Here is a 17,473-nt window from a genome sequence, read left to right as displayed (position 1 = left end):
CGGTTCGTAGTGAGGACTTTAGTCCTTTCTTTGATGCGGACTAAAGTCCTCACTACAAACCTATTGAAAATCCAAAACAGGGAAAGGTTTCGCCGCTTCTATCTGCGCTGCTAAAGCAATTAAAGTTGCTTCCGCCGCCGGCCGCCCGATAATTTGAATTCCCACCGGCAAACCGTTATCATCTAAGATGGCTGGAAGTGCGATCGCAGGCAAACCACTCGCATTAAATGGCGGACAAGGAGCAACCCAATTAATAATCCGCTGCAAAGTTTCCTCACAACTCAAATCCGCCCACTCCCCGATGCCAATTGGCGAGTGCATATAAGTCGGCAAAACTAACACATCAAAATTTTCAAAGAATCCCACAATCCGCCGTGAAATTACCTGCATTTGATTCACCGCCCGCAAATATTCCCCAGCCGCAACAGTTTTTTCCAACAACCAGCGATTCATCGGTTCCAAAACCTTGCCTGGAATGCCGCTTGCTGCCGCCCCTGACTGCCAAATTACTGTAAACGGTTCGATTAAACCTGTAAAATCCGGGCATCCCGGTTCGATATCGTGACCCAAATCTGTCAGTAATTTTACGGTATCGAGTACCGCTTGCTGACACACAGGCGCTGCCTCACCCACGGGAGCAATACTGGTAGAAAAAGCAACTCGCAGTTTGCCCAACTTTTGGCCGGAAGCCTCTAAAAACGTGGGATTTGGGTCTGGTAGCCAGTACGGATCGCCGGTGGTGTAGCCTGACATTACGTCCAACAGGGCGGCGGCGTCAGCCACGGTGCGGGCGAGAGGGCCGTTGGCAGAAATTCCGCTTAGGTAATCTCCGACTGGCGCCCAGGAAACTCGCCCGCGCGAGGGTTTAATGCCCACTAAACCGCAGGCGGAAGCTGGGCCTCGGATCGAACCGCCGCCGTCTGAACCTTGGGCGATCGCACATAAACCCGCCGCTACGGCCGCCGCTGAGCCGCCGCTAGAACCTCCGGGCGTGTATTCTAAATTCCAGGGATTGCGCGCGGGCCGGAAACCTGGGGGTTCACTGTAAGGTAATGAGCCTATTTGAGAGGTTGCTGTTTTCCCCAGAATGTTAAATCCGGCTGCTTCGATCCGCCAGACTACTGACTCGTTGTAGGGAGATATGTTACTGTGCAAAGCCTGAACCCCGTAAGTACACGGAATGCCGGTAACTGGTGTCAAGTCTTTGATGCCGATCGGCACTCCGAAAAAAGGCGGCAATTGCTCTGACTTGTTTAAGCCTGCTAGGTGTTCGGTTTGCGCTGTCGCCAGCTCGATCGCCCGATCGGCAGTTACTGTAAAATAACTACCAAGTTGATGGTTTAATCGATCGATCCGTTCCAAATACACATTGGCAATTTCTAGGGGCGAAATTTCCCGATCGCGGATCGACTTCGCCAAATCCAGGGCTGAACTAAAAGCCCGATCGACAGAATTCATAGGTGTAAGTCCTGAATAGTTCGGTCAAGTATCTATTTATACTGTTTTTTGAGGAAAAGTCTTTCCCTTTAAAAAAATATTCAAAAATGTCGAAAATCCATATTCGATTGTAGGGCCAGAGCGATCGCCCGCGTGCAAACAGCAGAATATTTCCTTGCTGCGACCCCCTCTTGAGATAAACTGATCGGAACAGTTAAGCTTTTGTGCAAGAAACGCTCTTCGGGCGATCGGCATTGTCTAACTTCCACAAATCATCAGAAAATGTGGGTGGAAACCCCGTTCCTTCGGCAAGCTCAGCGCAAGCCTTACAGAACGGCTTTATATGTGGGAAGTGTGTTAAAATAGACACACACACGTTGACCTCTAAAGTAAGGTGAAACTCCTAGCAATTGGACTTTGTAGTTAAAAGACGTTTAACCGACATGGTTAAACTGGTATCCAATAATACCCTACCTCTAGCCTTTGCAAGTAAAGACTCTGGGGCGACTGAATCACTCACAACAAATCAAAGTAGCCTCAATGCTAGAAATAGCGGAGAGAGTAGTGGGAATTGGCACCCCCTGTCGCGCTGCGGTAGAGTTCGAGTAAGCAGCTCTACGAGTAGCGGTTCGAGCAATGTCCAACGGTGGATATCTCCTTCTAAAGAATCTCAGTGCGTTTACGCGCCTTGAGTGTCAACTGTTCGAGTCAGCCTTCTCACCAAATTCCCAGTAGCGCATATGACACAACAGCATCCGCCAGCTCCTCGTCCGCCCGTACCCGGAGCTCCCCCACCCCCAGGGCTGCCACGCCCTCCAGCTCCAGGCATTCCCAGAGCAGCAGGAATGCCACCAGCACCGCCACCACCAGCACCAGCAGCACCGCCACCACCCGCACCAGCAGCACCGCCACCACCCGCACCAGCAGCACCGCCACCACCCGCACCAGCACCCCAATCAACCGCCACACCTAAAAATTCCAGCAACAACAAAATTCCGACTTTGAAAGAGTTGGTAATGCGAGCCAAAGAAGAAGGAGTATCCGATCTTCACCTCGGAGTCAACGAATTCCCGCGCTTCCGAAACCGGGGCGAGATAGCCGATATCGGCTATCCACCGTCGGATTTAGATACGTTTTTTGGCTGGCTGCGCGAGTGCATGAGCGATGAAGAAATTGAAATTTTCCAAAAAACCCTAGACTTTGACGGTGCTTTCGACTTCGGCTTCGTCCGCATTCGGATCAGTTGCATGGACTCCTTGGCCGGCCCGGCGATGGTGCTGCGGCTAATTCCTGCCAAAATAATGACGCTGGAGGAATTAAACCTGCCGCAAGTCTTTAAGAAAATATGTGGCTACCACAAAGGGCTGATTTTGGTGACGGGCCCCACAGGTTCTGGCAAATCGACCACCTTGGCCGCCATGATCGACTACATCAACAAAAATAAAGCCTACAACATCATCACGATCGAAGACCCGGTAGAATTCGTACACGAAAGCAAAAAATCCTTGATCAAGCACCGGGAAGTCGGCAGACACACCCTCAAGTTTATGAGTGCTCTCAAAGGTGCTCTGCGGCAAGATCCGGATATGCTGCTAGTAGGAGAAATTCGGGACAGAGAGACGGTGGAAATTGCCCTCAAAGCCTCTCAGACAGGTCACTTAGTTGCAGGAACTCTGCACACCAACAGTGCAGTTAAAACCCTGAACCGGATTCTGGATATGTTCGGGGCGGAAGAACAGGACGCCATACGGGTTTCAATTTCCGAATCCCTAGTGGCGATTATTGCTCAACTGCTGTGCAAAACCACAGACGGCAAACGGGCTGCTTTCCACGACGTGATGATCAATACCGACGTGGTTAAGGAATACATTCTGAAGGGACAGAATGAGGAAATCAATCAAATCATGATCAAAGATACTTATGAAGGCATGACGACGATGAATAAGTCGCTCTACGGCCTTTATCAAGAAGGTAGAATTACTGAAGAACTGGCTGTAGAAAACTCACCGTTCCCCAACGAAATGGCCCAGATGCTCCGAGGTCGAGTCTAAAGGTCGAGTGTTAACAGTTAACTGTTATTAATTAATAGTTAACTGTTATTAGACTTGCATTGCAAAAATCGCTCTCAAGTCTTGAAATTATCTGCGTTGATCTGCCTTGCATCTGCGGTTGATCTATCAATCAAAGATTTTTGCAATGCAAGTCTATTGGTACTTCATTGACACTCTCAGGGAGTCAACGCCACGCTCGATTCTACTGACAGAATTAGACAAGCGTGTATTACCTAAATCTAATCTCGTTACGGCCGTCAAACGCCGTCTACCTAGTCACCAATCGTCAAGCGATAGTTACTAGCTAATGATTGTTATTTCCAATGCTTTCAGAATCCATCACGCTTGCCAAGACACGGTACGCTCAACATCCTGCCATCCCACCGCTCTTTTTGTGTTACCTCTCACTCTTGCGTACTAAGTTGCAGGGATTTCTCCGATACTAGGATGTTTCAACACGTAGATGTTTTTGTTCTTACTCACAATTCAAATTATACCACATTTTCAAGAACACGGGGACTGAAGTCCCTCGCGTCGCTTTCCTCTCAGGTCTAAAGACGCGCTCGTTTCCCGCATCCCGTATTATTTTTATGAAAGTCGATCGCCCGATTTTGCCAGAATTTTTCAAAGGCATTGCACTGTTTACACCAGGGGGAGACTTAATCTATTGTATAGACTCCCGCAAGCAAACTCAGTGGCACTTGCAGTTGTGCGTTGCTCTCCAGGAGATACTCGGTTTGTCGGAACCGCCGCATTTTCTGATACCTTGCTACACGGCAACAGTTGACTGCTGGCGCGATCGCACCGATCGACAGTTGCGGGTGGCAGCCGAGGCATACCCCCCGGTGCTGCGACATCAAACGCTGCTAAATGCCATTTTTGGCACGAGCGACTTGGTTTGGGAAGCCCGCAGCGACGAAATCTGCGAACCAATGGCGATCGCCACTTATCACGAACAATTCCCCGAACTTTGGGAAAATCACGACTTAGTTGTACGATATCCGATCGACGTTGGGCGATCGGACTCTGGCAATTCTGCGATCGTACCTCCCTCCCACTTTCGGCAATCTCCGCTGTTCCCGGGAACCAAACCAACAGGACTCACCCCACCGCCACCAACCCAAGGGTACGTTTTGCGGCTGTTTGTTTCCGGGAGCAACCCCAGCACCGAACGCACCCTCGAAACTTTATACCAATTCCTAGAGAAATGTCTCGATCGCCCCTACACTTTGAAAGTAATCGATGTGTTAAAACATCCCGAACAAGCAGAAGCAGATCAGATTTCAGCAACTCCCACTTTAATTAAAATCTGGCCGAAACCCGTGCGGCGAATAGTCGGCGAATTGAACGATGCCCAAAAAATAGTCAGATTGTTGAGCAATTCAGAATTTTAGATTTGTGCGATTATTGAATACTGGCGATCGCCGGTTGACTCACCATCGAATTAACAAGATCCAGCAACTGCTGTTGAGACACTGCACTCCCCGATACCGCAACGGCATATCTGAGTCCTTCCTGTTCCCAAGAAATAGTTCTGCCACCACCTTTTGCTAAATAGTAGCCACGAATTCCACCACTCAAATTAATTGGCGAAATATCCTTATCTTGCCCAGGCCAATTTTTAGAATTAGCGGGTGAAACCACAGCGAATACTCCGACAGTGCAAGACGAAGCATTCGCAGATTTAGCGCAGTCCGGCTTAATTCCGATATTAACTTTAAATACTTTACCATCCGACTCAATGAAAGGATAAAGCTGTATCGGAGTAGCGGGGATAGACGCAGGCAGCCGCATTTTCAAACCTTTGGGCAATTGGCGGCGAATGTCGTCAATCAGCGGCCTAAAAACAGAGGCTGGTTGGGCGATCGCAGATTCCACCGCCAATAAACCGCTTCCTAAAACTGTCAGACTGACTAAACCAGCGAACAGAGCTTGCAACTTCATCGATAGATTCCCTGAAAATAACCGTTTAATAATACAGCTACAAACTCTCGACTCCGCCTCACCCAATCGGATGATTTATTATCCCCCAATAGTATGACTATCCCTTTTCTCAGTAACATGAAGTACACTTTGTAATTGGTAATTAGTAATTAGTCATTAGCCATCGATCGCCTGCGTGCTTCAATTACTTAGCAATCGCTATAAATAGGAGTATAATAATAAAATTATTTAAAACTTTCACGATATTCTTATTATTAATAATTTCCATCGGCATTACGGAAGCTTACTCCATCATTGCGACATTCACAACCCCAATATCTTGCATTACTCAGTACAAATTAACGATTGGGAATCTATAGGATGGAAACCAATTCACAGCAATAGCAAAAAAAATACGGCAAGATTAGCAATTTGGCAAATTGATTGGGATAGATTTCAAACTGCCAAATGGATATTATATCGGGAAAAGGAACGCATCAATCAAGCATTGCATATTTCTGTAGCAGAGTTTCACGAACGCTGGCAATATGAACTCTATCGATTCAATTGCGAACATTGGGCAAGACTTTTCAGTTGACAGTTGACAATTGAGGGCGACCTCTACCTGGAAGGAAGAGGATTGGAGTAATGAATCGTCTTTTTTAAATTTCTCCCGAGCGGGGTTGGTGCTTTCAACCAATTCTTTCTGATAACAACAGGGGATGCGAGAAGCCCATCCCTGTCCTAACTAAATTTAGCAAGTAAGAATTACAGGCGTTGAGTATTAACTGTTTAAAACCTCGCTGTCAAATGCTTTCCTGCCAACTGCTAACTCTCAATTGTTTAAGCAGCATACTCCAATTAATCAGAAAGATATTTGGTTAAGCGATCGGCAATTTGGCTGCTACCGCCCGATCGCCCCATTCTTTCTAAGCCATTTTTTACGCAAGTCTCTAAATATTTTTTGTTTTGCAAAGTGCGATCGACTGACGCGGCAGCTTCTTTGATAATCTCAGGATTTGCTGGTTCTGTGCCAATAACTTGCACTGAATCACCTAACAGCCGGTTTTGAGCCTCGGCAAACCGATAGGTAAATGACGGGCCGTTACCAGGGATGGTAATTACTGGTTTTCCTAAGCCTACGGCTTGTTCGATCGCAGTTCCCGTCATCCCAATTACTAAATTAGACTGCTGCAAAATGTCGGCGAAAGCATCGGAGTAGCAAATTACTTCAACTGTTGCTGCTTTTTCACTATCCTGCTGTTTGATTTCTTGACAAACTAACTTTCCTTCTCGGTGCAGCCATCCGGAGCGCGCTGCAATATTATCTAATTCCAGCATTAAACTTGGAACTAAGGCTGCTCGAAACTGCACTGGTAAGGTAGAGTTGGCGGCAATTTCTTTGACCAATTTTAGCAGCAAAATCAGGTTTTCCGTGGCTTCGGGGAGCCGCGAACCGGGCAGAAGGGCGATCGTCCTAACTCCAGGCTTTAACTGCAAATCTTTGCCTGTAGCATTGAGGTTGTCCATGACAGGATTGCCGACAAATATCGCTCTCTCGAAACCCTGTTGGTTTAAGTCCGCAGCAGTCAAAGCATCCCTGGTGAAAATAGCCAGACATTGCTCGGAGGAAAGCAAATAATTCAAGAGGAAACCCAAATCGGCTAGCCCTTCGTAATAAGTAGAATGAGCCGACAGAAAAATTATATACGGGCGGCCTGTGGCATGGGCGAACCCCGCCGCGACAATATCCCCAGTCGTTACCACCAAATCGCATTGCTGCGAATGCGCCGAAGCAGCCTTGACTTGCTGCAAAGTCAAACGAAGTAGCCCCGCCCTCAAATCTTTGAGGAAAAATAGGGGATTCATGTAAAAAACTCCCCCAGATGGCATGGGACTGGTGGGCCCGATAATTGGTACTGTCGATCGACTGTAAGCAGCCCCATCACCGACAATGGGCATCGCTGAAACCTGAATCTCTGGCGCAGATGCTCTCAAAGCATTGACAATTTGACAGTTAATCGCGTCTTCCCCGTGGCCGTTGCTGAGGAAAAGTATTTCCTTGGAGTTCATGGGAATGAAAATTATTGATGAGCTTTTGTTAAAAACCGTGAGAGGATCGCGACCGGCAACCGAGCTACGATTTTGTTAACAAGGCAGACGGGAATTCCCCCACTATACCGTACTCGGTTAGTGGGGGATGAAAGGCGTGTGAGTCGTACTCGATGAACAAATAGATAATTGCTTAGCAGAAACATTTCGAGAATTGGTACAATCGGTTTGGAGGTCGATCACCCCGCGCGGCGTCTAAAAGGCCGTTGCACTCGAGCAAGCGTAAGTACGCTTCGCACTATCCACTAAAAGAAATCCGCCACTGAATATATCAAACGCCATGTGGGTTTCCGACTAAAAACATTTCTGCCTTCGGAAGGAGGGTGGCTGCCTGGGCATCGTGCAAGGGATGTGAGAGTCAGGGCAAGACGGCTTGTCAAACCTCTAGACGCTGCGTAAGACCGAAACATAAGGCAAGCTTGTGTCGAGGCGGTGGCGGTTGAAACAGGAAGCCCCCGTCATAGCGGTAATCCGCTTGACGGTGGGTACTTCACTCTAATTTAAATACATTGTGGAAGTGAAACAGCGTGAATATTGAAATTGGGCGGGGCAAAAGCGCTCGCAGAGCTTACGGCATAGATGAAATCGCGCTCGTACCGGGACAGCGTACCCTCGATCCGAGTTTGGCAGATACTAAGTGGCAGATTGGTGGGATCGATCGAGAAATCCCGATCATCGCCAGCGCCATGGACGGAGTAGTCGATGTCCGCATGGCCATTTTGCTGTCGGAATTGGGAGCAATGGGCGTGCTTAACCTAGAAGGAATTCAAACCCGCTATGCTGACCCCCAACCCATTTTAGAGCGCATCGCTTCTGTGGGGAACCACGAATTTGTGTCTCTGATGCAGCAACTCTATGCCGAACCCATTAAGCCAGAATTAATCGAGCTCAGAATTAAAGAAATTAAAGCTGGAGGAGGGATTGCCGCCGTCAGCGGTACACCCGCAGGTGCGAGCAAATACGGCTTAAAAGTTGCTGAATCTGGAGCCGATATATTTTTTGTGCAGGCTACTGTAGTCTCGACTGCTTTTCTTTCCCCAGAGTCGATCGCATCTTTGGACTTGACCCAATTCTGTCAAGAGATGCCAATACCCGTAATTTTGGGCAACTGCGTCACCTACGAAGTCGCCCTGAATTTAATGAAAACTGGCGCCGCAGGCATTCTCGTGGGCATCGGGCCGGGGGCTGCTTGCACATCTAGGGGGGTATTGGGTGTCGGCGTTCCCCAAGCGACAGCGGTAGCAGACTGCGCCGCTGCGCGGGACGACTACTATCGCGAAACTGGCAAATACGTGTCGATAATTGCGGACGGTGGTTTAATTACCGGGGGCGATATCTGCAAGTGCATTGCCTGCGGCGCTGATGGAGTGATGATTGGTTCGCCCTTTGCTAGGGCTGCGGAAGCTCCGGGCCGGGGCTTTCACTGGGGAATGGCGACTCCCAGCCCGGTTTTGCCGCGAGGCACTCGGATTCGGGTGGGGACTACTGGGACTGTGGAGCAAATTTTGCGGGGCCCAGCACTGCTCGATGACGGTACGCACAACTTGCTTGGAGCGCTGAAAACTAGCATGGGTACCTTGGGCGCTAAGGATATTAAGGAGATGCAGCAAGTGGAAGTGGTGATTGCTCCTTCTCTGCTGACGGAGGGTAAAGTCTATCAAAAAGCTCAGCAGTTGGGTATGGGTAAGTAGATTTATCGATTGAATACCATCGTACCTTGACAAAATTTGTGCGATCGTCTCGAAATTTACAGAATGTTGTGGAATTATCGAGAAGGAGGTGTCACAATATAAGAAGCGGAGACGCATGTTTCCGTTCACTCCTCACACCACACTCCGCCCGGACTACTGTTCGGGCGGTTCCTTTTTGACCCCAAGCGCTCCCCTTTACTGACTAGGTACGGGGTTAAGGCTGTTCGATCCGGAGAGGGAAGAGGGGAAGAGGCGGAGAGGGGGAGAGGCGGAGAGGGGGAAAGGCGGAGAGGGGGAAAATTTTTTGGTGGCAGAATGCCGAATTCTAACTTCCATTTCTCGAATTTTTTCAGAAGCCTTCTGTTAAAATCGTCGCTCCGACCCACAAAGGGATAGCGTGCCACGTACAATCGTCGTGCAGAACTCAGAATAGTGGACTCCTGTTTGAACTCCGAGATTCAATGCTGCAAGTGAACTAACCACCCCAACTGCTATGCGGTATGGGGTAGGCTTCCCAATTCATCAGCAACCGCCTCTACAGTAGTAGACTTACGCCCATACCGATGAAGGTCTTACATTGCCTCCAAGGGCAGTATCGCTGGTTCCCAACGACAATATCCGCAAGCCTTCATTCTTGATATTGATAGCAGCATTGATATCCCGGTCATGATGTTCCCCGCAATGCGGACATTCAAACATCCTGATCGATAAATCAATCTTGGCTACTTTCAGCAGTGTGTTAGAGCAAAGATGTGAGGAAGGAAAGAATCTACCCACTTCTAGGTAAATCTTGCCGTCTTGCTCCGCTTTGTATTTGAGCATGGTTTGGAACGTTCCCCAACTTACATCGCTGATTGCTTTAGCTAGGTTGTGATTCTTGACCATGTTTTTCACTGCCAAGTCTTCCACCACAATCACTTGGTTTTCGTTGACTATCTTGCGGGATAGCTTATGGAGGAAATCTTCTCTCACTCTAGAGATTTTGGAATGCACTTTCGCTAGTGCTTTTTTAGCCTTACGACGTTTGTTCGTCGTTTTATCCTTTTTGCGGGACAACTGACGCTGCTTTCGCTTCAGGTTGCGCTCATGCTTTTTTAGATGACGAGGGTTTTGAAACTTTGAACCGTCAGAAGTAACGGCAAAATCAGTCAGTCCCAAATCAATCCCAATGGCATGACCTTCGCTATTCGATTCTGGTTTTTCAGTACCATCATCTAGCAACAAGGAAGCGTAATAGCGACCATCTGTCATCCGGGATAGCGTCACAGTTTTGAGTTTCTTTCCCTCAGTTTCCCGATGAATTTTCGCTTTAACTGTGCCCAGATTGCCGGGGAACTTAATCTCGGAATTGCTGAGGATTTTAACGTTTGCAGGGAATTGAATCGACTGGCGACCGTGCCTATTTTTGAAAGTTGGGTAGCCTGTGCGACCATCAAAGAAATTGATAAACGCACCAGACAGATTCAGAACAGAAGATTGAAGGCATTGAGAGTAACACTCTTTCAACCATTCGTATTCTTTCTTCCAAATCGGAATCATTTTCTTCATGTCATAAGCCGATACTCCCTTTCCCGTGTCTTTGTAGGTTTGGGACATCGCAGCCAAAGATTGATTCCAAACCCAACGAACACACCCGAAAGCCTGTGCAAGATGGGCTTCTTGAATGTCGGTGGGATAGATTCTGACCTTGACTGCTTTCAACATGACTATGTTTATCGTGCTTCTATGAGTATGATAACACCCGCAAGACAAAAGCTTCTGGTTTGCCCAATAGACTGACTGGCTGTTTCCTCCGTCTCCGCAACTCTATTGGCTACGCCAATTCGTTCAGGGAGCGTCGTCAACAGCCCTGGCTTTCATCCCACACCAATCGCAGCGCTATCGCGCGAGGGATTCCCGCGCCCGTTAGCTAAATCTAAAATCTAAAATCTAAAATCGTAAAATCGACTGACGCAAGTGGTTACACTTTTTGCTAAACTTGTTATCCGAGAAATAGTATTTACAAGGATGGCTAGGGATGTCAGCAGCCGCGCAAGTAACCGACTCTACCTTTAAACAGGAAGTGCTCGATAGCGAAGTTCCAGTTCTAGTGGATTTTTGGGCTCCCTGGTGCGGGCCCTGTCGGATGGTGGCGCCCGTCGTAGACGAAATTGCCCAGCAATATGAAGGGCAGGTGAAGGTAGTAAAAGTTAACACCGACGAGAATCCTAATGTGGCAAGCCAATACGGTATCCGCAGCATTCCGACGCTGATGATATTTAAGGGCGGTCAGCGGGTTGATATGGTGGTTGGGGCAGTTCCGAAAACTACTCTGGCCAACACTCTGGAAAAGTACATTTAACCAAACTGCGAGAGGTTTCGGGCTGTTTTTTGGGGCCGCGAAATCTAACTATCTTCAGAACCGGGGCAAAGCTACTGGAAAAGTTATTAGTTGCTAGCAGTGCTATTTGCTGGTGGCTACTGGCTTCTAAATTTGGCTTGCCCCTTAATTTTTAGCAACAACAAATTGTTACCGTTTCGGAAAAATTCATGATTCCTTCTGGTCAAGGTTTTGAGTCCCTCCAAGCTGATGCGATCGACTTAATCGATCGCCTGCCAATGTTAAAGCACTCTGAGTGGATCGAACGATCGCTCTCGACGATCGTGCAAATGGCTGGAGAGGAACTCGATCGCCTCGATTGGAAGATTATGGCGTCGTCGCTGCGAGATATGGAGAGAGCTTTTTCCATGTTTTATCCTTACCGCCACGTTCGCAAAATTGTGATTTTTGGTTCGGCGAGGGTGTCGCCGACATCGGCGGAATATTTGCTAGCCAGAGATTTTGCACGGGCGATCGCCCAGCAGGGATTTATGGTGATTACTGGTGGCGGTGGGGGGATTATGCAGGCGGGGAATGAGGGGGCGACTGCGGAACGTTCTTTTGGGCTCAACATTCAGTTACCTTTCGAGCAGAGTTCTAATCCTTTCATTGCGGGCGACTCCAAGTTGCTCAATTTTAAATATTTTTTCACCCGCAAGTTATTCTTTCTCCGGGAAAGCGATGCTTTGGCTTTGTTTCCCGGCGGTTTCGGCACTCTGGATGAGGCTTTTGAGTGTCTGACTTTGACTCAAACTGGCAAGTTTGGGCCGGCCCCTTTGGTTTTGCTCGATCGACCCGGAGGCGATTATTGGCACGATTGGGATTATTTTGTACAAAAACAATTGCGTGGTCGGGGTTTGATTTCAGCCGACGATCGCAGCCTGTACACAATTACAGATGATATAAATGTCGCTTGTGAGGCGATCGCGAGTTTTTATCTGGTTTATCACTCCTGCCGCTACGTGGATGGAAAACTGGTAATTCGCTTGAAGTCTCAACTTTCTGACGAGAATGTCGATCGGTTAAATACTGAGTTCAGCGATATTTTGGTAGACGGTAAAATCGAAAAAAGTCAAGGTCTGCCCGCCGAAGCCACAGATGAAACCTTCGCTTTACCGCGTCTAGTTTTGCATTTCAACCAGCGGGATTCGGGGCGGCTTTATCAGCTAATTGCTGCGATTAATCAAATGGGAGCGACATCTCCGGCGGCAGCGCATCCAGAACAAAAGTAGTTATAACAGTTGACAGTTGGTAGGGGCGGTGCCCCCGTGCCCGCCCTCTTAATTAGCAGTTGACAGTTATGGTACCCGAATCAAACCGTCGATCGATCGCGGGTGCATCTGATTTTTGCAAATATATTCGTAGGGGCGAAGCATTTCGGCAGTCAATCTCTGGTTCTCACTCATAAATTATGTGCCGAAATGCTTCGCCCTTGCCAAATTAAGATGCACCCTCGATCGCGGGGTAGCTTGCGTCAGTCAGATGGGGTAGAAGTCCTAAGAAAGTAAAAAATTAAGGGCAAAAGGTATGGCTTACAGCGATTTTAGTTTGGCAAGTGTCAAAAAATCTTTAAATTTAACGATTTCGCCCAGACAAGATTTGTTTTCCGCCGTACCTGATTTACAATGCAGCAATTATTTAACAGAAACTTTAGCTTATAATGTGCCTTTTGCTCTGGCGAGCAATACGGAAAAATCGCGATCGGAAATGATTATTGCGCCGATTTTGCTGGAACTTACCTCGAACAGCAAGAAGGCTCACACTGTACCTGTACGTTTGTCAGTGTCGAGATGAATTGCGCGTGAGTTGAGGAGTGTAGTCTGACCACATTTGAGCGCAGCGAAAACCGGGAAGACTACGACGACGAAACGAGCAAAATATTCTGTTTTTGGTGAAACAATCATCAAAAATGTGTTACTATGAATATGTAAACACGGTAAGGTCGATACCATGTATAGAGCAGTTAAGATGAGAATTTATCCTACAGGCGAGCAAGAATCATATCTAGCTCAATGTTTTGGCAATACTAGATGGTTGTGGAATCATATGCTTAATGCAACAACCACCGCGTACAAAGAAACAGGCAAGGGGCTTTCTAAAGCAGCTATGGATAAGTTGCTTCCGGGACTAAAAAAAGAATTTGAATGGTTGGGACTAGCTTATAGCCAAGTTTTACAACGAGTAACATTCAATCTTTCAAGTGCGTTTGTCAATTTCTTTGAGGGTCGTGCTAAATTCCCTAACTTTAAATCTAAACATGGTAAGCAATCAATTCAATATCCCCAAAATATCAAACTGATGCCAGAGGATTCTGTTATTAAGTTTCCCGGTAATCTGGGGTTAATGAAAACTGTGTTTCACAAACAACTACCTGATGCTAAATTCACGACTGTAACAATATCGAGAAATGCAGACGGCAGGTACTACGCATCTATTCTTTTTAACCAAAATGACAATCCGGTAGTTGCAATTAGGGAAGCTATCGGCGTTGACTTAGGATTGAAGCACTTTGCTATAACTTCCGAAGGCTCAAAATATGACCTACCTAAAAAGCAATTAGCCAAACTAGAAAATAATAAAAAATGCAAACATAAAAAATTAGCTAAAAAGACAGATAAAACTTCTAATAAACGTCGTAAAGCTAGACGAATATTAGCCAAAGTTTCTAGCAAAATAGCTAGAATTCGTGAAGACTTTCTACACAAGCTATCTCGCAAAATAGCCTACGAAAACCAAGTTATTTGTGTAGAAGATTTGGCAGTTAAGAACATGGTAAAAAATCCCAACTTGGCAAAATCGATATCAGACCAAGGATGGGGGATGTTTCAAACCATGCTCAAGTACAAAGCTGAGAAATTTGGTCATACCTACCAAGAAATAGGACGTTTTTTCCCATCTTCTCAACTTTGTAGCGAGACTCTACTACCAATCCCGATGCTACAGAAAGGCTATGATTCATTGGGCGTAAGGTTTGTAGATTGTCCTCACTGCCAGAAACAGCATGATAGAGATATTAATGCTGCAATCAATATTAAAAATGAAGGTTTGCGACTTTTGGAGTTAGGAACTAGCTCTTCTGCCCTTGGAGGGGATGTAAGACCAAAGTTATCAGGACGTAAAAAAGCCATGAAGACCGAGGCAATCCCCAATGAATTGGGAAGCCTACACCCTATCTGTGCTCAGATGGGTGTTGGGTAGTTCACCAGACTGTTTCCCGATCGCATTAGTTTGTTTTCGGGTGTCGATTTTACGGTTGATAGCGACTTGGGATTAAACGGGAGTTGCGATTTTCTGATTAGCCGATCGGTAGAACTTTTGATTCTAAGCGCACCTGCGATTTTAATCGTTGAGGCAAAAAAGGAAAATATTAATGCTGGGTTGGGTGAGTGCGTGGCCGAAATGTATGCAGCGCAACTGTTTAATGAGCGCGAGGGAAATCAGGTATCAAAGATTTATGGAGTGGTGACAACGGGAGAAATTTGGAAGTTTTTGATACTGGAAGGGCAATCAGTTAAAATAGATTTATTAGAGTATTTTTTGAATGAAGTTGATAAAATTTTGGGGATTTTGGCGATCGGCATTCAAAACAGTTGAGAGTTGACCACAATCAAAAGGGTTTGTAGTGAGGACTTTAGTCCTTAGGAATCAAGGACTAAAGTCCTCACTACAAACCAGATCGCGGGTAATTGACCAGACATGACATAAGCAGTAAAAACCAATCTAAAATCTAAAATGTAAAATCTAAAATCCCCTGACTCAAAATGCTAGACATCCTGCTAATTGCAACTTTAGGATTTCTCGGCAGTTTCGGACACTGCGCTGGAATGTGCGGCCCGCTGACAGTGGCTTTTTCCCTGTCAAGTACCGACAAAGATAAATTAGCTTCCTTCCGCTTTCACCTGCTATTAAATGTGGGAAGAATTGTGGCTTATGCTTTAGTTGGCGCTGCAATTGGCGGAGTGGGTTCGGTATTGATTGCAGGCGGGCAAATGGCAGGTATCGGTAGCGGGTGGCGGCGGGCGATCGCCATTATCACCGGTACAATGCTAATTTGGTTTGGATTGGTACAAATTAAACCGGGTTTGCTCCCACGTTTGCCATTGCTGCACCCAGTTTCGCACGATCGCATCAGCAGTGCAATGACCAAGATTTCAACTCAAAACAACTGGTGGATACCGTTAGCTTTGGGTTTGCTTTGGGGTTTAATTCCCTGCGGTTTCCTGTACGGGGCGCAAATCAAAGCGGCAGAAACCGGAAACCCAATTTTGGGTGCGGCAACGATGTTTGCTTTTGGAATGGGCACGCTGCCAACTATGCTGGGAGTGGGATTTTTTGCTGGCAGATTCAGCACCGACAAACGCAGTCAACTGTTTCGTGCGGGCGGTTGGGTGACAGTGGCGATCGGGATCATTACTCTGTTGCGAACCGATGAAATGGTCGATCTGACAGGCCACGCAGCGCTAATATGCTTGATGCTAGCACTGATTGCGCGTCCGCTCAGCAAGTTTTTGCCGCCACTGTTGCGCTACCGTCGGGCTTTGGGTGTCGGTGCGTTTGCGATCGCCCTTGCCCACACGTTTCATATGCTAGATCATACGCTGCAATGGAATTTTGACGCTGTATCTTTTATGCTGCCGCAGCATCAATTAGGGATGGCATTGGGAATGCTGGGACTGCTGTTGATGATACCGGCGGCGGTGACAAGTTGCGATCGCATTCAGAATTATTTAGGGAAGCGGTGGCGGCAAATTCATTTGCTAACAGTACCCGCTTTCTTGCTGTGCGCCCTTCACGCAGCCCTCATCGGTTCCCACTATCTCGGCGGTTTTGAATGGAAGTTGTACGATCGACTGCTGACAGCCGTCTTAGCCGCGGTTGCGGTGTTAGTTTTGTTAGTGCGATCGCGCTTATTTTGGTCAATTTTATCACTGGATAATTTCTATGTTGCACCTGTCAAACAAAAGTAAAACTTTAGGATTGTTAGTCTTCTTGGGATTGCTAATAGAAACAGGAATACTTACCCTACCACAGCAAAACACAACTGCGATCGCCCACGAAGTCGAAATCTCGGGAGATGTCGCCGCTACCTTTCACCTAGAACCAAACCACAATCCCCGCGCCGGAGAAACAGCCAAAGTATGGTTTGCCCTAACTCGCAGGGGCGGTCAAATTATCCCATTAGAGCAGTGCAACTGCCAGCTAGCCGTTTATCCAAAAAATCACAAACAGGGGAATAAACCGCTGATGGAACCGCCTTTAAAAGCCGTATCTGCCGAGCGATACCAAGGCATTCCCGGAGCAGAAATTGTATTTCCCAAGGCAGGAATCTACGAGTTAAAACTCAGCGGAACGGCGAAAGCATCGGCTAAATTTAAACCCTTTAAAATCAGTTATAAAGTCACCGTTCGCCAATAGAATATCCCCTAAAAAACATGAATCTTGTAGGGGCGGGTTCACCGAAATAACTGCCAAAAACAAACAATCTCGTAAACCCGCCCCCACCCAACCATAAATTCAAATGTACCTATTTCTTTAAACCCTTTAAAATCAGTTATAAAGTCACCGTTCGCCAATAGAATATCCCCTAAAAAACATCAATCTTGTAGGGGCGGTTTCACCGAAATAACTGCCAAAAACAAACAATCTCGTAAACCCGCCCCCACCCAACCATAAATTCAAATGTACCTATTTCTTTAAACCCTTTAAAATCAGTTATAAAGTCACCGTTCGCCAATAGAATATCCCCTAAAAAACATCAATCTTGTAGGGGCGGTTTCACCGAAATAACTGCCAAAAACAAACAATCTCGTAAACCCGCCCCCACCCAACCATAAATTCAAATGTACCTATTTCTTTAAACCCTTTAAAATCAGTTATAAAGTCACCGTTCGCCAATAGAA

General features: G+C 47.0%; 16 protein-coding genes. 11 read left to right on the top strand and 5 right to left on the bottom strand.

What is annotated here, in order from left to right; translation table 11 throughout:
* Window positions 1-60: 60 nt before the first annotated feature.
* Together QZ938_RS15350 and QZ938_RS33055 are read right to left on the bottom strand one after the other, a co-directional pair.
* Window positions 61-1,458, bottom strand: a complete 1,398-nt coding sequence (locus tag QZ938_RS15350; RefSeq protein ID WP_293348329.1) for an amidase — start codon at window positions 1,456-1,458, stop codon at window positions 61-63.
* A gap of 658 nt (window positions 1,459-2,116) precedes the next feature.
* Window positions 2,117-2,464 carry a hypothetical protein gene (locus QZ938_RS33055; RefSeq protein WP_363318776.1) on the bottom strand — a complete coding sequence of 116 codons (348 nt, stop codon included), beginning with the start codon at window positions 2,462-2,464 and terminating at the stop codon, window positions 2,117-2,119.
* Here QZ938_RS33055 and QZ938_RS15345 point away from each other — a divergent pair.
* Both QZ938_RS15345 and QZ938_RS15340 read left to right on the top strand, forming a co-directional pair.
* Entirely contained in the window at window positions 2,439-3,488 is a 1,050-nt protein-coding gene (locus QZ938_RS15345; protein ID WP_363318775.1) for a type IV pilus twitching motility protein PilT, read from the top strand. The two genes, QZ938_RS33055 and QZ938_RS15345, sit on opposite strands and share 26 nt — an antisense overlap.
* Before the next feature lie 590 nt (window positions 3,489-4,078).
* Window positions 4,079-4,882: a circadian clock KaiB family protein gene (locus QZ938_RS15340; RefSeq protein ID WP_293147484.1), complete on the top strand. Its 804-nt coding sequence runs from the start codon at window positions 4,079-4,081 to the stop codon at window positions 4,880-4,882.
* A gap of 10 nt (window positions 4,883-4,892) precedes the next feature.
* Here the strand turns inward: QZ938_RS15340 and QZ938_RS15335 are convergent, their stop codons facing one another.
* Window positions 4,893-5,432 (bottom strand): hypothetical protein, encoded by a 540-nt coding sequence (locus QZ938_RS15335; RefSeq protein WP_293348326.1) that lies wholly within the window; start codon window positions 5,430-5,432, stop codon window positions 4,893-4,895.
* 319 nt (window positions 5,433-5,751) lie between these two features.
* On the opposite strand from QZ938_RS15335, the gene QZ938_RS15330 reads away from it, so the two are divergent.
* Window positions 5,752-6,009, top strand: a complete 258-nt coding sequence (locus QZ938_RS15330) for a hypothetical protein (RefSeq protein WP_293147488.1) — start codon at window positions 5,752-5,754, stop codon at window positions 6,007-6,009.
* Between the two features lie 263 nt (window positions 6,010-6,272).
* On the opposite strand, the gene QZ938_RS15325 is transcribed toward QZ938_RS15330, so the two are convergent.
* The gene (locus tag QZ938_RS15325) at window positions 6,273-7,484 is read right to left on the bottom strand and encodes a lipid-A-disaccharide synthase-related protein (RefSeq protein ID WP_293348323.1); all 1,212 of its coding nucleotides are present in this window, start codon (window positions 7,482-7,484) and stop codon (window positions 6,273-6,275) included.
* A 566-nt stretch (window positions 7,485-8,050) separates the two neighbouring features.
* Between QZ938_RS15325 and QZ938_RS15320 the strand changes: the two genes are divergently transcribed.
* Window positions 8,051-9,214: a GuaB3 family IMP dehydrogenase-related protein gene (locus QZ938_RS15320; RefSeq protein ID WP_293147492.1), complete on the top strand. Its 1,164-nt coding sequence runs from the start codon at window positions 8,051-8,053 to the stop codon at window positions 9,212-9,214.
* Between the two features lie 549 nt (window positions 9,215-9,763).
* Here the strand turns inward: QZ938_RS15320 and QZ938_RS15315 are convergent.
* Window positions 9,764-10,918 carry an RNA-guided endonuclease TnpB family protein gene (locus QZ938_RS15315; RefSeq protein WP_363318774.1) on the bottom strand — a complete coding sequence of 385 codons (1,155 nt, stop codon included), beginning with the start codon at window positions 10,916-10,918 and terminating at the stop codon, window positions 9,764-9,766.
* Window positions 10,919-11,231: 313 nt separating this feature from the next.
* Between QZ938_RS15315 and trxA the strand changes: the two genes are divergently transcribed.
* The 7 genes from trxA (at window position 11,232) to QZ938_RS15280 (ending at window position 16,988) form a co-directional block, all read left to right on the top strand.
* Window positions 11,232-11,555 carry a thioredoxin gene (gene trxA / locus QZ938_RS15310; protein WP_006631199.1) on the top strand — a complete coding sequence of 108 codons (324 nt, stop codon included), beginning with the start codon at window positions 11,232-11,234 and terminating at the stop codon, window positions 11,553-11,555.
* A gap of 188 nt (window positions 11,556-11,743) precedes the next feature.
* A complete protein-coding gene (locus tag QZ938_RS15305; RefSeq protein ID WP_293348320.1) occupies window positions 11,744-12,805 on the top strand; it encodes an LOG family protein in 1,062 nt (353 codons plus the stop codon).
* A gap of 295 nt (window positions 12,806-13,100) precedes the next feature.
* Window positions 13,101-13,367 (top strand): hypothetical protein, encoded by a 267-nt coding sequence (locus QZ938_RS15300; RefSeq protein WP_293213954.1) that lies wholly within the window; start codon window positions 13,101-13,103, stop codon window positions 13,365-13,367.
* Window positions 13,368-13,523: 156 nt separating this feature from the next.
* Complete coding sequence (locus QZ938_RS15295; RefSeq protein ID WP_293147497.1) at window positions 13,524-14,771, top strand: transposase; 1,248 nt, start codon at window positions 13,524-13,526, stop codon at window positions 14,769-14,771.
* 30 nt (window positions 14,772-14,801) lie between these two features.
* On the top strand, window positions 14,802-15,167 hold the full coding sequence (locus tag QZ938_RS15290) for a hypothetical protein (RefSeq protein WP_293348317.1): 366 nt from the start codon (window positions 14,802-14,804) through the stop codon (window positions 15,165-15,167).
* 167 nt (window positions 15,168-15,334) lie between these two features.
* Complete coding sequence (locus QZ938_RS15285) at window positions 15,335-16,540, top strand: sulfite exporter TauE/SafE family protein (protein WP_293335081.1); 1,206 nt, start codon at window positions 15,335-15,337, stop codon at window positions 16,538-16,540.
* Entirely contained in the window at window positions 16,515-16,988 is a 474-nt protein-coding gene (locus QZ938_RS15280; RefSeq protein WP_293348314.1) for a hypothetical protein, read from the top strand. Before QZ938_RS15285 ends, QZ938_RS15280 begins: the two co-directional genes overlap by 26 nt.
* Window positions 16,989-17,473: the final 485 nt, after the last annotated feature.

Origin of the sequence: Microcoleus sp. CAWBG27 (genome assembly GCF_020883145.1) — a bacterium.
Classification (GTDB): Bacteria; Cyanobacteriota; Cyanobacteriia; order Cyanobacteriales; family Microcoleaceae; genus Microcoleus.
The sequence above is the reverse complement of the archived record's forward strand: the minus strand, read 5'-3'. Positions and strand labels throughout refer to the sequence as shown.

Excerpts from the sequence above, each read along its gene's own strand:
- QZ938_RS15350 (WP_293348329.1), bottom strand. The coding sequence starts at position 1,458 with ATGAATTCTGTCGATCGGGCTTTTAGTTCAGCCCTGGATTTGGCGAAG.
- QZ938_RS15340 (WP_293147484.1), top strand. The coding sequence starts at position 4,079 with ATGAAAGTCGATCGCCCGATTTTGCCAGAATTTTTCAAAGGCATTGCA.
- QZ938_RS15335 (WP_293348326.1), bottom strand. The coding sequence starts at position 5,432 with ATGAAGTTGCAAGCTCTGTTCGCTGGTTTAGTCAGTCTGACAGTTTTA.
- QZ938_RS15325 (WP_293348323.1), bottom strand. The coding sequence starts at position 7,484 with ATGAACTCCAAGGAAATACTTTTCCTCAGCAACGGCCACGGGGAAGAC.
- QZ938_RS15315 (WP_363318774.1), bottom strand. The coding sequence starts at position 10,918 with ATGTTGAAAGCAGTCAAGGTCAGAATCTATCCCACCGACATTCAAGAA.
- trxA (WP_006631199.1), top strand. The coding sequence starts at position 11,232 with ATGTCAGCAGCCGCGCAAGTAACCGACTCTACCTTTAAACAGGAAGTG.
- QZ938_RS15305 (WP_293348320.1), top strand. The coding sequence starts at position 11,744 with ATGATTCCTTCTGGTCAAGGTTTTGAGTCCCTCCAAGCTGATGCGATC.
- QZ938_RS15300 (WP_293213954.1), top strand. The coding sequence starts at position 13,101 with ATGGCTTACAGCGATTTTAGTTTGGCAAGTGTCAAAAAATCTTTAAAT.
- QZ938_RS15295 (WP_293147497.1), top strand. The coding sequence starts at position 13,524 with ATGTATAGAGCAGTTAAGATGAGAATTTATCCTACAGGCGAGCAAGAA.
- QZ938_RS15285 (WP_293335081.1), top strand. The coding sequence starts at position 15,335 with ATGCTAGACATCCTGCTAATTGCAACTTTAGGATTTCTCGGCAGTTTC.
- QZ938_RS15280 (WP_293348314.1), top strand. The coding sequence starts at position 16,515 with ATGTTGCACCTGTCAAACAAAAGTAAAACTTTAGGATTGTTAGTCTTC.